The organism is Nonomuraea sp. SBT364 (assembly GCF_001083785.1).
Taxonomy (GTDB): Bacteria; Actinomycetota; Actinomycetes; order Streptosporangiales; family Streptosporangiaceae; genus Nonomuraea.
This window is the reverse complement of sequence record NZ_LAVL01000003.1, coordinates 110,233-123,967: the sequence shown is the minus strand read 5'-3', so window position 1 is coordinate 123,967 and position 13,735 is coordinate 110,233. Positions and strand designations below refer to the sequence as shown.

General features: G+C 73.2%; 13 protein-coding genes. 6 read left to right on the top strand and 7 right to left on the bottom strand.

Translation table 11 applies throughout. The features are described 5' to 3' along the window. Positions 1 to 214: 214 nt before the first annotated feature. The 6 genes from ADY59_RS02925 to ADY59_RS02900 are packed head-to-tail and all read left to right on the top strand — an operon-like array spanning position 215 to position 6,622. The gene (locus ADY59_RS02925) at positions 215 to 1,489 is read left to right on the top strand and encodes a Wzz/FepE/Etk N-terminal domain-containing protein (protein WP_049557195.1); all 1,275 of its coding nucleotides are present in this window, start codon (positions 215 to 217) and stop codon (positions 1,487 to 1,489) included. Then, positions 1,486 to 2,763, top strand: a complete 1,278-nt coding sequence (locus ADY59_RS02920) for a hypothetical protein (protein WP_049557193.1) — start codon at positions 1,486 to 1,488, stop codon at positions 2,761 to 2,763. Before ADY59_RS02925 ends, ADY59_RS02920 begins: the two co-directional genes overlap by 4 nt. After that, positions 2,750 to 3,640, top strand: coding sequence for a hypothetical protein (locus tag ADY59_RS02915; protein WP_049557191.1), 891 nt, complete (start codon positions 2,750 to 2,752; stop codon positions 3,638 to 3,640). The genes ADY59_RS02920 and ADY59_RS02915 overlap by 14 nt, the downstream gene beginning before the upstream one ends. Next, on the top strand, positions 3,637 to 4,488 hold the full coding sequence (locus tag ADY59_RS02910) for a sulfotransferase domain-containing protein (RefSeq protein ID WP_049557190.1): 852 nt from the start codon (positions 3,637 to 3,639) through the stop codon (positions 4,486 to 4,488). Before ADY59_RS02915 ends, ADY59_RS02910 begins: the two co-directional genes overlap by 4 nt. Further along, positions 4,479 to 5,729, top strand: a complete 1,251-nt coding sequence (locus tag ADY59_RS02905) for a lipopolysaccharide biosynthesis protein (protein ID WP_049557188.1) — start codon at positions 4,479 to 4,481, stop codon at positions 5,727 to 5,729. Before ADY59_RS02910 ends, ADY59_RS02905 begins: the two co-directional genes overlap by 10 nt. After that, positions 5,726 to 6,622: a sulfotransferase gene (locus tag ADY59_RS02900; protein WP_049557186.1), complete on the top strand. Its 897-nt coding sequence runs from the start codon at positions 5,726 to 5,728 to the stop codon at positions 6,620 to 6,622. Before ADY59_RS02905 ends, ADY59_RS02900 begins: the two co-directional genes overlap by 4 nt. Here the strand turns inward: ADY59_RS02900 and ADY59_RS02895 are convergent. The 7 genes from ADY59_RS02895 to ADY59_RS02865 all read right to left on the bottom strand — a co-directional run bounded on the left by ADY59_RS02895 (position 6,597) and on the right by ADY59_RS02865 (position 13,701). Next, complete coding sequence (locus ADY59_RS02895; RefSeq protein ID WP_231618507.1) at positions 6,597 to 7,427, bottom strand: WecB/TagA/CpsF family glycosyltransferase; 831 nt, start codon at positions 7,425 to 7,427, stop codon at positions 6,597 to 6,599. The two genes, ADY59_RS02900 and ADY59_RS02895, sit on opposite strands and share 26 nt — an antisense overlap. A gap of 29 nt (positions 7,428 to 7,456) precedes the next feature. Further along, positions 7,457 to 8,341, bottom strand: coding sequence for a glycosyltransferase (locus ADY59_RS02890; protein ID WP_049557182.1), 885 nt, complete (start codon positions 8,339 to 8,341; stop codon positions 7,457 to 7,459). Further along, positions 8,338 to 9,255, bottom strand: a complete 918-nt coding sequence (locus tag ADY59_RS02885) for a sulfotransferase (RefSeq protein ID WP_049557327.1) — start codon at positions 9,253 to 9,255, stop codon at positions 8,338 to 8,340. The genes ADY59_RS02890 and ADY59_RS02885 overlap by 4 nt, the downstream gene beginning before the upstream one ends. Positions 9,256 to 9,380: 125 nt before the next feature. After that, on the bottom strand, positions 9,381 to 10,643 hold the full coding sequence (cysN, locus tag ADY59_RS02880) for a sulfate adenylyltransferase subunit CysN (RefSeq protein WP_049557181.1): 1,263 nt from the start codon (positions 10,641 to 10,643) through the stop codon (positions 9,381 to 9,383). A 4-nt stretch (positions 10,644 to 10,647) separates the two neighbouring features. After that, positions 10,648 to 11,562 carry a sulfate adenylyltransferase subunit CysD gene (cysD, locus tag ADY59_RS02875; protein WP_049557180.1) on the bottom strand — a complete coding sequence of 305 codons (915 nt, stop codon included), beginning with the start codon at positions 11,560 to 11,562 and terminating at the stop codon, positions 10,648 to 10,650. Between the two features lie 22 nt (positions 11,563 to 11,584). Further along, complete coding sequence (locus ADY59_RS02870) at positions 11,585 to 12,349, bottom strand: 3'(2'),5'-bisphosphate nucleotidase CysQ (protein ID WP_197093401.1); 765 nt, start codon at positions 12,347 to 12,349, stop codon at positions 11,585 to 11,587. Then, positions 12,349 to 13,701, bottom strand: coding sequence for a sugar transferase (locus ADY59_RS02865; RefSeq protein ID WP_156325261.1), 1,353 nt, complete (start codon positions 13,699 to 13,701; stop codon positions 12,349 to 12,351). Before ADY59_RS02865 ends, ADY59_RS02870 begins: the two co-directional genes overlap by 1 nt. Between the last annotated feature and the right edge of the window lie 34 nt (positions 13,702 to 13,735).

Sequence of the window (13,735 nt, the reverse complement as noted above, 5' to 3'; positions counted from 1 at the left end):
GTCAGCCGAGACCGCAGATCAGAGCCGGTACGACCGCCGCACAAATCCCTTTATCGCGGGTTAAAGAAGGACGAATTGTCGCCCGTACGGGAGAAAATCTTGGGTAATCGACCTGGGTAATATCCGGCCCGCCTATAGTGGGCGCACACCTCGGCACGTGACGCAGAGTCGCAGAAGCGCGACAATCCGCAAGCATTCCAGGGAGACGCGCCTCATGAGCTCGACGCCGGACTGCCCGGCCCACCGCTCCGGCACCGATCTGGGCGAGCACCTCTCGCTGCTCCGCAGGCGCTGGCTGCTCTTCCTGGGCTGCTTCCTGGCAGGCGGCACGATGGGGCTGGCGCTCATGAGGCTCACCCCGCCCGCCTACACGGCCACCACCCAGGTGCTGGTCACCCCGGTGGGCGTGCCCGAGCAGGGCAACCAGGTGACCAGCAGGCAGCGCGAGCAGCTCAACCTCGACACCGAGGCGCAGATCGCCCGGTCCGCCGTCGTCGCGGCGGCGGCCGCGAAAGCCGCGAAGGTCACCGAGCCGGAGCCCGTCGAGGTCACGGTGCCGCCCAACTCGGCGGTCCTGCTCATGTCCGTCACCGCGCCCGACCCGGCCACCGCCGCCGCCCAGTCACGCGCCTACGCCGAGGCCTACCTGGCCAACCGCGCCGACAGCGCGCAGGCCGCCATCACCGCCCAGCAGAAGCTCATCCTCGCCAAGCTCAAGCAGGTCAACACCGCCCTCGGCGAGGTCATCGGGCAACTCGGCGAGCTGCGCAGGGGCACCGCCGAGCACGCGCTCGCGGCCCACCGGCAGGGCGTGCTCAACCGGCAGGTCAACAGCCTCACGCTCAAGTACGACGCGCTCAAGACGGTCCCGGTGACCCCCGGCTCGGTCATCAGCCGGGCCGAGCCGCCGCTGGAGCCCAGCTCGCCCAGCCTGCCGCTCTACCTGGCCTCCGGGCTCGTGGCCGGGCTGCTCACCGGAGCCGGCGCGGCGAGCGTGCGCGACCGGCTCGACACCCGGCTGCGCACCGCCGCCGACGTCGAACGGCTGACCGGGCTGCCCGCGCTGGCCGACCTGGCCCGGCCGGCCGAGCTGATCACCGCCGTCGTCGCGGCGTGCCCGGGCAAGTGGCTCCTGGTCAGGGCCGTGCCGGCCGAGCTCGGCACGGCGTCCGTGATCGCGCCGCTGGCCGCCAGCGCCCCGCTGTCGGTGCTCAACGGCGCCGAGGTGGGCGACCTCGGCAGGGCCGACGCCGCGGTGCTGCTCATCGGGCTGGGCGAGGCCACCGCCGAACGGGTCGCGGCCACCGTACGACAGCTCGACCGGCACGGCGTGCCCGTCATCGGCGCGGTGACGACGACGGACCTGACGCCCGCGCCGGCGCCCGACACGCGCCGGCCCAACACGCTCGGCAAGCTCGTCGCGAGCGGCGAGCTGACCGAGGGCGGCGCCCTGACCACCCCGATGAACACGCTGGGCAAGCCGACGTGAGAGGGCCCGCCTGGCCCGTCGGCGCGTTCCTGCTCGGCTATCCGCTCTGGTGGGCGCTCGGCTTCGGCGGGCTGTCGGTGGTCGTGCTGGCCGTGCCCATGGCGGTCATCCTGTGGCGGCGGCGGCCGGTCCGGGTGCCGCGCGGGTTCGGGCTGTGGGCGCTGCTGATCGCCGGCTACCTGGTGAGCGCGCTGATGCTGGGCGAGATGCCGCCCGGCACCTACGGCGAGCTCGGCGCCGGCCGGCTGGTCGCCTACGGGATGCGGCTGGCGCTCTACCTGGCGCTCATGATCATGGTGCTCTACCTGGGCAACCTCACCGAGCGGGAGCTGCCGCAGCTGCGGCTGGTGCGGATGCTCGGCGTGCTGTTCGTGACGACCGTGGCGGGCGGGCTGCTCGGGCTGCTCGCGCCCGGGTTCTCCTTCACCTCGCCGGTGGAGATGGTGCTGCCGGGCTGGCTGGCCGACAACCCGTTCGTGCAGAACCTCATCCATCCGACGGCCTCCCAGACGCAGAAGGTGCTCGGCTACTCCATGCCGCGCCCGGAGGCCCCGTACGAGTGGGCCAACGCCTGGGGCAGCAACGTGTCGGTGCTGCTGATCTGGTTCGTGGTCGGCTGGTGGGTGTACGGCTCGCGGCGCCGCCGGGTGACGGCCGTGGTGCTGGTCGCGCTGGCCGCCGTGCCGATCGTCTACTCGCTCAACCGCGGCCTGTGGATCGGGCTCGGGCTGGCCGTGGCCTACCTGATCGTGCGGGTGGGCGGCCGGACCAGGATCGCGCTGTGCGCCGGGGCGGCCACGGCGGCGCTGGTGTTCGCGCTCAGCCCGCTGGCAGGGCTCGTCAGCCAGCGGCTGGACAATCCGCACTCCAACGACATCCGCGCCTTCACCGTGTCGGCCACGATCGACGCCGCCACCCACTCCCCCATCGCCGGCTACGGCAACACCCGCAACGCCATGGGCAACCATCGCACGATCACGACCGGCAAGACCGGCTGGTGCGCGGGCTGCGGCCATCCGCCGCTGGGCGCCGACGGGCAGCTCTGGCTGCTGATCATCACCCAGGGGTTCACCGGGGCCGTGCTCTACGTGGCGTTCTTCGCCGGGGCGATCCGCCGCCACTGGTCCGACCGGTCGCCGATCGGGCTGGCCGGCGTGCTGGTGATGTGCCTGGTGCTGCTCTACATGTTCGTCTACGACGGGCTGGTCACGCCGCTGAGCCTCTACTTCGTCTCGTTCGCCCTCCTGTGGAGGAACACGCATGCACGACCATAGGATCCGGCTGCGCTATCTCGGCGACACCCTCGACCTGCTCTACCCGGGCTCCGGATCGCCGCGCCCGTACACGGTGCTGCCCCATCCGTACCTGCCCCGGCGGCTGGCGCCGCGCCGGTGGTGGCATCCGGGGCCGCGGGTGATGCTGTCCGCCGAAGGGTCGATCGACGCCCATCTGGGCGAGGTGTTCGGCGCGCCTGTCGAGACCGTCCTGCACGTGCGGCCCGCGCGCCGGGCCAACCGCAAGCCGGTCCTGGAGGCCTATTCGGCGGGGTCACGGCTGGCGTACGTGAAGATCGGCGACACCGAACGGGCGCGCGCGCTGGTCGACAACGAGGCCGCCGTCCTCGGCCGACTCGCCGACCAGCCGCTCAAGAGCGTCGTCGTGCCCACCGTGCTCCACCACGGCACGTGGCGCGGGCTCGGCGTGCTCGCGCTGTCACCGCTGCCCGTACGGCACGGCCGGGTGCCGGAGGCGCTGCTCGTCCGCGCCGTCAAGGAGATCGCCGCCACCGGCGACGGCGCCTGGCACGGCGACCTGTCGCCGTGGAACATGGCGCCCGCCGCCGACGGGCGGCTGCTCGTGTGGGACTGGGAGCGCTACGCGACCGGCGTCCCGCACGGGTTCGACGCGGTGCACCACTTCTTCCAGCGGGCACTGCGGCGGATGAACCCGGCGACCGCGGCTCGCGCCTGCCTCGCCCAGGCACTGCGGGTGCTGGCGCCCTACGGGCTGTCGGCCGCCCAGGCCAGGCGGACGGCGCTGCTCTACCTCGTCGCGCTGGCCGACCGGCACGCCGCCGACGGACACGAGCCGCTCGGGCCGCCGGACCGCTGGCTCAGCCCGCTCATCGACCACGAGGAGCCGATCCTGTGAAGTCCATCAAGCAGCCGGTGCTGTCCGTGTCACGCGGCGCCGGACGGCTCACCGCGGGAGCCCGGGTCCTGCCGTCGTTCCTCATCAGCGGGGCGCAGCGGTGCGGCACCACCTCGCTCTACCGGGCGCTGGCGCAGCACCCGCTGCTGCTCAAACCGGTGCTGCACAAGGGGGTGCACTACTTCGACACCGCCTACTGGCGCGGGCTGTCGTGGTACCGGGGGCACTTCCCGCTGCGCGTGGGCACCTCGCTGCTGACCCGGCGGTTCGGGGCGCGGCCCCAGGCGTTCGAGTCGTCGCCCTACTACCTGTTCCATCCGCTGGCCGGCGAGCGGATCGCGGCCGACCTGCCGGGGGTCAAGCTGATCGTGCTCGTGCGCGATCCCGTCGAGCGGGCGTGCTCGGCGCACGCCCACGAGCTGGCCCGGGGGTACGAGACCGAGTCCAGCTTCGAGTACGCGCTCGAACTGGAGGACACCCGGCTGGCCGGGGCCGAGGAGAGCCTGCGGGCCCGGCCGCACTCGGTGCACCACTCGCACCAGCACCACGCCTACCTGGCGCGGGGCCGCTACGCCGCGCAGCTCGACCGGCTGGAGCCGCTGTTCGGGCGGGAGCGGATCCTGGTGCTCGACAGTCACCGGTTCTTCGCCGCGCCCGAGCAGGCCTACGACCGGGTGCTGGACTTCCTGGGGGTGCCCCGGATCGGCTATCCGGCGTTCGAGCGGCACAACGGGCGGGCGCTGCCGAGACCGCTGCCCGAGTCGGTGCGGCGGGCTTTGCGTGACCGCTTCGAGGAGGACGACGCGCGGCTGGTGCGCTGGCTGGGCGGTGAGCCCTCGTGGCGGTGACCGGTCTGGCGCGCAGCGGGGCGGCCGGGCTGGCCGGGGCGGCGGTGGGGGCGCTGGCCCAGTTCGCGCTCGTGGTGGTGGTGACCAGGGGGCTGCCCCCGGCGCGGGCCGGAGAGTTCTTCATGGTCACCGCGCTGGCGTTGATGGCGGCCGGGGTGGCCAAGCTGGACGCGGGGAACGGGCTGGTCTACTTCATCGCGCGGGCCGGGACATATGGCTACCTGGGCGTCTCCGGCTATGTCCGGGCGGCCGTGGTGCCCGTCGTGGTGGCCGCCTCGGGCGCCGGGCTGGTCCTGTACCCGCAGCTCGGGCCGCTGGCCTGGGCGCTGCCGGCGATGGCGCTGGCCGACGTGCTGCTCGCGGCCACCCGCGGGTTCGGGGCCATGCGGCCCACGGTGCTGCTCGACGGGATCGTGCTGCCGGTGGGCCAGCTCGTCCTGGTCACGGCCGCGGCCTTCACGTACGCCTCCGCGCTGCCTCTCGCCTGGGCGGCGCCGTACCTGCTCGTGGCCGTGCTGGCGGGGCTGGCGCTGCGCGGGCGGGCGCCCAGGGCGCCGTACCTGCCGGGGACGGGCCGCGACCTGTGGCGGCACACCGCGCCCCGGTCGGCGGCGGGCGCCATCCAGGCCGTGTTCCAGCGGCTCGACATCGTGCTCGTGGCCGTGCTCGGCGGGCCCGTGCAGGCGGCCGTCTACACCGCCGCCACCCGGTTCAAGATCGTGGGCCAGCTCGCCAACCAGGGCCTCTCGCGTGCCGTGCAGCCCCGCCTGGTGACCGCGCTCGCCGAGGGCGACCTGGTGCGGGCCAGGGAGCTCTACCAGGTCACGACCATGTGGCTGGTGCTGCTGACGTGGCCCGTCTGGCTCGGCTACGCCGCGCTCGCGCCCTGGCTGCTGGACCTGTTCGGCGCCGGCTACGACACCGCCGCGCCGGTGGCCCTGGTGCTCGCGGCAGCCATGATGGCGGCCACGGCGTGCGGCATGGTCGACGTCGTGCTGACCGCCGCCGGGCACACCACCGGCAGCCTGCTCAACCTGCTGGCCGCGATCGGCGTCACGGTGCTGCTGGACCTGGCGCTCATCCCGGCCCACGGCGCGCTCGGCGCGGCGCTCGGCTGGGCGGGCGGGCTGCTGGTCAAGAACGCCCTGCCGCTCTGGCAGCTCCACCACCGCTACGGCCTGCGCCCCTTCGGCCGCCACAGCCTGGCCGCCCTCCGCTTCCGCGCCTGGGCGGCGGCGTGAGCGCTCCCGTGCTGGTCACCGGCCTGCCCAGGAGCGGCACGAGCTGGACCGGCAAGATGCTGGCCGCCGGCGGCGAGCTCGTCTACGTCAACGAGCCGCTCAACCCGCAGCACCCGCCCGGCCGCTGCCCCGGAGTCCTGCGCGCCGAGGTGACCCACCGTTTCCAGTACATCTGCGACGACAACGCCGCTGCCTGGCTGCCCGCCTTCCGCGACACCACCGCCCTGCGCTACCGCTGGGGCGCGCAGTTGCGGGCCAACCGCTCGCCGTACGACGTGGCGCGCATGATCCGCTACGGCGCCGCGTTCGGGTTCGGGCGGCTGGCCGGGCGGCGGGCGCTGCTGGACGACCCGTTCGCGGTGCTGTCGGCGGGCTGGTTCGCCGCCCGGCTGGGCTGCCGGGTGATCGCACTGGTGCGGGACCCGGTGGCGTTCGTGGCGAGCTGGCGGCGGCTCGGCTGGACCGTCTACTTCCACGAACTGCTCGAACAGCCCCTGCTCGTCCGCGACCACCCCGAGGTGGAGCTCCTGCGCCCGCTGGTCGGCTCCCAGGACCGGCTGGCCAAGGCGGCGGCGCTGTGGCGGGTGACGCGCTCGATCCTGTCGGGCGTCCCCGGCATCCTCGTGACGTCCTACGACGACCTCGCCGCCGACCCGCTGCCCGGCTTCCGCGCCCTGTACGAGCACGCCGGCCTCACCTGGACCCCGGCCGCCGAGCGCCGCATCACCCGCGCCTGCACGGCCCCGGCCGGCGTCGACCGGGGCTTCGCCTGGTCGGGGCTGTCGCGCACGGCCTACCGCCCGATGGACTCCCGCCTGGCCCTCCGCACCGCCGCCCGCGGCCTCACCCCGCCGGAGATCGCCCGGATCAGAGCCCTGACCGCCGTGCCGTGACACCGCGCCGGGCGTCGAGCAGCAGCCGCACCGCGTAGGGCAGGTCGTCCACCAGGTAACGCCTGGCCAGCCGCCCCGGCTCGGCGCCCAGCCGGAACGCCCACTCCAGCCCGGCGCGCCGCATCCAGCCGGGCGCCCGCGGCACCATCCCGGCGGCGAACGCGATCGCCGCCCCGCACCCCAGGAACCAGGCATCGGGCAGGTCTCGCCGCAACTCGGAGATCAGCAACTCCTGACGCGGGAACCCGAGGCCCACGAACACCAGCCGGGGCCGCGCCCGCACGACGGCACGCCGCACCCGCTCCCGCTCGGCCGGACGCGCGTCGAACCCGTACGGCGGCGTGTCCACCCCGCGCACCTCCAGCCGGGGACTGCGGCCCACCAGCTCACCGGCAGCCCCCTCGGCGGCCCCGGGCGGCCCGCCGAGCAGGTAGACGGGCCATCCACGGCGGGCGGCCTGCTCGCTCAGCGACCACACCAGGTCCGCGCCCGTGACCCGCTCGGGCACCGGGGTCCCGGAGATCCGCGACGCCCACACCAGCGGCATCCCGTCGGCCACCACGAGCTCGGCCCCGCGCACCAGCTCCCGCAACCCGGCGTCGCGCGCCAGGGTCCGGCAGATGTCCACGTTGGGGGTGACGATGTGCCCCCCGCGCCCCGCCTCCAGCTCGGCCGTCACCCACGCGACGACCTCCGCCTCGGTGAACGGGTCGACCCCCACCCCGCCCACGACCACCCTGCGGGATCGCGTGGACGGCAGGTCCGTGCGGAGTTCGGGCATGGCGTTCGTACGGGACAGGGGCATGGTGAGATCCGTAGGCGAGGGGACGGGGGTCAAATGCCGTGCCCCCGGCGGTGCAGCAGGGCGAGGACACGGGAGGCGGGCACGAGGCCGGCGGCGACGGCCAGGGCGATGGGGGCGCGGGGCTCGCCCAGGCGGGCGGCCAGGGCGCGGCCCGCCCAGCGCGCCGCGTCGAGGCGGTGGCCGAGTGCCGCGTGGCCGAAGGCGAGCTGGCCGTAGATCCGCGCCGCGCCGCGTGGATCCACGGCCAGATCGGGGTGCCGGGCGAGCATCCACTCCAGCCCGGCGATCCGGTCGGCCCAGCGGGCGACGTAGTGGGAGGCGCCCCACCGCACCCGCACGAGCGGCCGGTCGGCGCAGGCGATCGGGTGCCGCCCGGCGGCGCGCAGCGCCAGGTCCCAGTCCTCGTTCTGGCCGGCGGGGGCGCTCTCGTCGACCCAGAGCGTGCCCCTCCTGAACAGGAACGTCGAGGAATGCACCATCACCATGCGCGAGCGCGTCAGGTCGGCGGCCGTCACCCGGTCGGTCCCGGCCAGCCTCGTCACCCGGCGGGTGCCGTACTCGACCTCGATCCCGCAGCTCACGAACTCGGCGCCGGTCTCGACGAGCCGCACCTGGGCGGCGAGCTTGCCGGGCAGCCAGAGGTCGTCGTCGTCGCAGAAGGCGACCAGCTCGGTGTCGCAGGCCGCGATGCCGGTGTTGCGCGCCCCGGGCAGCCCCGGGCTCAGCCGGTTGCCCACCACCCGCACCCGGTCGTGGCCGGGCACCTGCGGGCGCACAGTCTCGGCGGGCACGCCGTCGGCGACGACGACCACGTCGACCGGGTGGTCCTGGGCGAGCGCCGCCAGGACGGCCTCGCGCAGCAGGGCGGGCCGGTCGCCCCGGGTGGGGATCACCACGCCGACGGGACGGCTCATGCCGTCGCCCTCCCGTAGCCGTAACGCGCCCTGAGCGGCCACGTGAGGGCCGCCACCAGGCCGCGATGGTGCAGCGGGAGCCCCTGCCGCCAGGCGTCGTCCCTGGCCAGCTCGACGCGCCCGACCTTGAACCGCATCGGGTTGCCCGAGGAGGTGTGGCTGGTGGTCAGGTAGGCCGTCGTGCCGTCGAGGAACGGCAGCCGGAACTCGGCCAGCCCGAGCGCCCCGGCCAGCCCCGTCAGCGTCGCCTCCGGCGCGGCCAGCAGGTCTTCGTAGCGGATCCGCGTGACGGGCGCCCCCCGCCGGGCGAGCACTTCGAGTGCCAGGTTCTGGGCGTTCCAGTGGACGGCCGTGCGCAGGGGGGCCCAGCGGGTCATCGGCCGCCCGTCCTCGGGCCGGGCCACGCTCTTGCTCCAGGAGTGCGCGACGGCCCTGGGCTCGCGCACCACCTGCACGACATGGGCGTCGACCCCGGCCTCCACCAGGCAGTAGGCGAGGGAGGCGTGCTTGCTGGAGTCGACCACCACCCGCGCCCCCGCCGCCTCGGCCGCCGCCCGGTAGACGCGCCGGTAGGCCCGCACGTATTCCGGCAGGTCCGCGTGGGCGATGCGAGCCATCCGGCGCGTGCGGTCGACCCGCCGCCGCAGCGCCACGACCCGCTCGGCGAGCATGGACGTCCACCCGTTGAACGCCTTGTCGCCGACCCGCACCCAGAACGGGCAGACGCTGAACGCGCGGCCGCACCCGCACGACTCGTCGGCCAGCACGCCCCGCTCCCACAGATGGACGACCTCGCCCAGGGGCACGACGCCCGGCAGCTCGCCCAGGAGCCGTTCGAGCAGCGTCGTGCCGCTGCGGCCGAGGCCGCCAAGGAAGATCACGCGCGGATCGCTCAAGGGGATGGTCTCTCGCATCGCCAACACGGAACGTGCAGAGACTAGCGCGGAGAGTAATCGTTCGACCAAGGAACGGAAAATGATCTACCTAACGCGGAACGGCCGGCCGCGGAGAACCCCGCGCCCGGCCGTCCAGGAGAAGATCAGCGAGTTTCCATGATCATCCCTGCCGCCACCGTGCTGTTGGTCGTCTCGTCCACCAGGATGAAGCCGCCGGTGAGCCGGTTGCGCCCGTAGTCGTCGACGAACAGCGGCTGCGTCACCCGGAGCGTCACCCGGCCGATCTCGTTGAGGCCCAGCGAGGTGGCCTCCTCGTCCCGGTGCAGGGTGTTGACGTCGAGGCGGTATTGCAGGTCGCGGACCAGCGCCCGGGCGGTGCGCGTGGTGTGCTTGATGGTCAGCTTGGAGCGCGGCGTCAGCTTGGAGGTGTCGGCCATCCAGCAGACCATCGCCTCCAGGTCCTGGGCCGCGTTGGGCTGGTTGTTGGGCCGCGCGATCATGTCACCGCGCGAGATGTCGAGATCGTCCTCGAACCGCAGCGTCACCGACATGGGCGGGAACGCCTCCTCCACCGGCCCGTCGAAGGTGTCGATGGAGGCGATCCGGGTGGTGAGCCCCGACGGCAGGTGGACCACCTCGTCACCGGGCTTGAGCACGCCGCCCGCCACCTGGCCGGCGTAGCCGCGGTAGTCGTGGAAGGCGTGGTCGGTGGCCCGCTGCGGGCGGATCACGTACTGCACCGGGAAGCGCACGTCGGTGAGGTTGCGGTCGGAGGCGATGTGCACGTTCTCCAGGTGGTGCAGCAGCGAGGTGCCCTGGTACCAGGGCATGTTCTCGGAGCGGGACACCACGTTGTCGCCGTTGAGCGCGGAGATCGGGATGAACGTCAGGTCGTTGACGTTGAGCTTGGAGGCGAAGGCGGTGAACTCCTCGCGAATCTCCTCGAAGCGCTCCTGCGAGTAGTCGACCAGGTCCATCTTGTTGACGGCCAGCACCAGGTGCGGCACGCGCAGCAGCGAGGTGAGGAACGCGTGCCGGCGCGACTGCTCCAGCACGCCCTTGCGGGCGTCGATGAGGATGATGGCCAGGTCGGCGGTGGAGGCGCCGGTGACCATGTTGCGCGTGTACTGGATGTGGCCGGGCGTGTCGGCGATGATGAACTTGCGCCGCGGCGTGGCGAAGTAGCGGTAGGCCACGTCGATCGTGATGCCCTGCTCCCGTTCGGCGCGCAGGCCGTCGGTCAGCAGCGACAGGTCGGTGTATTCGGTGCCGCGGTCGCGCGAGGTGCGCTCGACGGCCTCCAGCTGGTCCTCGAAGATCGCCTTGGAGTCGAACAGGAGCCGCCCGATGAGGGTGGACTTGCCGTCGTCGACGCTTCCCGCCGTGGCGAAACGCAGAATGTCCATCGGTCTAGAAGTAGCCTTCCCGCTTGCGATCCTCCATGGCGGCCTCCGAGGCGCGGTCGTCGGCCCTGGTGGCCCCGCGCTCGGTGATCCGGGTGGCCGCGATCTCCTCGATGATCTCCTCGACCGTCGCGGCCGAGGACTGCACGGCGCCGGTGCAGGTCATGTCGCCCACCGTGCGGTAGCGGACCACGGCCTCGAACAGCGGCTCGTCGTCGCCCCGCTGCACCACGTCGGCGTCGGGCAGCAGCATGCCGTCGCGCTCGAACACCTTACGGGTGTGGGCGAAGTAGATCGACGGGATCTCGATGCCCTCGCGCCTGATGTAGTCCCACACGTCGAGCTCGGTCCAGTTGGACAGCGGGAAGACGCGGATGTGCTCGCCCTGGGCGATGCGGCCGTTGTAGAGGTTCCACAGCTCGGGCCGCTGGTTCTTCGGGTCCCACTGGCCGAACTCGTCGCGGAAGGAGAAGACCCGCTCCTTGGCCCTGGCCTTCTCCTCGTCGCGCCGCGCGCCGCCGAAGACGGCGTCGTAGCGCTGCTCCTCGATCGCGTCGAGCAGGGTGGTGGTCTGCAGGCGGTTGCGGGAGGCGCGCCGCCCGGTCTGCTCCGTGACCCGGCCCTGGTCGATGGAGTCCTGGACCGAGGCGACGACCAGCTTGGCGCCCAGCTCCTCGACCCGGCGGTCGCGGAACTCGATGACCTCGTCGAAGTTGTGGCCGGTGTCGACGTGCATGAGCGGGAACGGGATGGGCGCGGGCCAGAACGCCTTCTCCGCGATGCGGAGCATGACGATGGAGTCTTTGCCGCCGGAGAAGAGCAGACAAGGGCGCTCGAACTCGGCAGCCACCTCGCGCATGATGTGGATGGCCTCGGCTTCGAGTACGTCGAGCTGCGACGTCGTGTAGTCGCGCTGGAGCATGTGCGCTCTCCTCGGGGCGTTTTTAGCGGTGCAGGTCCCGAATCCCGGCGAGCAGGGTAGACGCCAAGTCCGGTAGGGAAACCAGAATATCCGGTAGGGAGGGGTCGCCTTGGTTGTAGGTCAGGGTTGAGCCGTCGACCCGGCTGGCGTGGGCCCCCGCGGCCAGGGCCACGGCGACCGGCGCGGCGGAATCCCACTCGTACTGGCCGCCGGCGTGCACGTATGCCTCGACCTCACCGGTGAGCACCGCGGAGATCTTGGCCCCGGCCGAACCGATCGGCACCAGATCGGCGCCGGCGAGGTAGGCGAGCTTCTGCACGAACTCCGGCGGCCGGGTGCGGCTCACCGCGATGCGGAAGCGGCCGCCGTCGTAGGCGGGCAGCTTGGGCGGCTCGGCGGTGTTCAGCGTGCGGCCCTGGGCGGGCAGCGCCACGGCGCCGGCGCTCAGCGTGCCGCGCTCCCACAGCGCGACGTGCACGGCCCAGTCGGCGCGCCCCTCCTCGGAGAACTCGCGGGTGCCGTCGAGCGGGTCGACGATCCACACCCGGTCGGCGGCCAGCCGGCGCGGGTCGAGCCGCTCCTCGCGGGTGGCCTCCTCCGACAGCACGCTGTCGCTGGGCCGCAGCCTGGCCAGCGCCTCCATCAGGAACACGTGGGCGGCCCGGTCACCGGCGGCCTTCAGCGCGGCCTGGTCGCCGAACCCCACGCGCTCGCGGACCTCCAGCAGATGCTCCCCCGCCTCGGTCGCCAGGTCGGCGGCGAGGGCGTGGTCGTCGCGAATCGTCATCAGTAAGCTCCTTGCCCGCGTGCGACGGCCGACCAAGTCTTCCACAGGATCTGCAGGTCCAGCATGAGGGACCAGTTCTCCACGTAACGCAGGTCGAGGCGGACCGATTCCTCCCACGACAGATCCGACCGGCCGCTCACCTGCCACAGCCCCGTCAGCCCGGGCCGCACGAGCAGCCGCCGGCGCACGTCGTCACCGTAACCGGCGACCTCCTCCGGCAGCGGCGGACGCGGCCCGACCAGCGACATGTGACCGCGCAGCACGTTGAGCAACTGGGGCAGCTCGTCCAGCGAGTGGCGGCGCAGAATCACGCCGAGCGGTGTCACCCGGGGATCGTTGCGGATCTTGAACAGCGGGCCGTCGCCCTCGCTGACCAGGGTGATCTTCTGATGTTCGGAGCCGCGCCGCATCGTGCGGAACTTCACGATCGTGAACGGCTTGCCGTCCCTGCCGATCCTGACCTGCCGGAACAGCGCCGGGCCCGGGCTGGTGGCGCGGACGGCGATCGCCAGCCCGGCCAGCAGCGGCGCGAGGAGCACGAGCAGGGCGGCGGCCATCAGCCGGTCGAAGACGTTCTTGACGAGCTGCCGGGCGCCGGTCAGCTCGGGATGCTCGACATGCAGCAGCGGCAGCCCGGCGGCCGGCCTGATCATGGTGCGCGGCCCGGCGACCTCCATGAGCGCAGGGGCCACCACGAGCTCGGTCTGGGTGGCCTCCAGCCGCCAGGCCAGCCGGCGCAGCGCCAGGCCGTCCATCTCGGGGCAGGCGAGCACGGCCACGGTGTCGGCGCCGGCCTGCTCGACGACCAGCGGCACGTCGCTGAAGTGGCCGGCGACGGGCACCTCGGCCACGCTGTCGGGCGCGGCGTCGTCGGGCAGGCAGGCGGCCACGACCTCCATGCCGTGGTAGCGCTCCTTGCGGAACAGGCGGACCAGCTCGTCGACGGAGGCGGCGTGGCCCACGGCCACCACCCGGCGCAGGCACGCCCCGCGCTCGCGCCGCCGGTGCAGGGAACGCCGCAGACCATGGCGCAGCGCCAGCGTGAGCAGCGTGACCAGCGGCAGCGCGAGCACCACGTAGCCGCGGGCCACGTCGGCCTTGGTCAGGTAGGAGCCGATGGCGAGCAGGGCGGTCAGCGCGGCCCCGCACCGCACGATCCGGCGGAACTCCTCCGAGCCCTCACCGATGAGCCGCGGCTCGTAGGCCCGGTTGAGCGCGACGGCGCACAGCCACACGACCGGCAGCGCGACGCTGACCATCAGGTAGGGCAGGGCGTGGGCGCTGAGCTGGCCGAACCGGAAGCAGAACGCGGCGGCGGAGCCGATGCCGGCGGCGAGCAGGTCGGCGCCCATCGCCCGGAGCTGGTAGGCGCGCACCCAGCCGGGC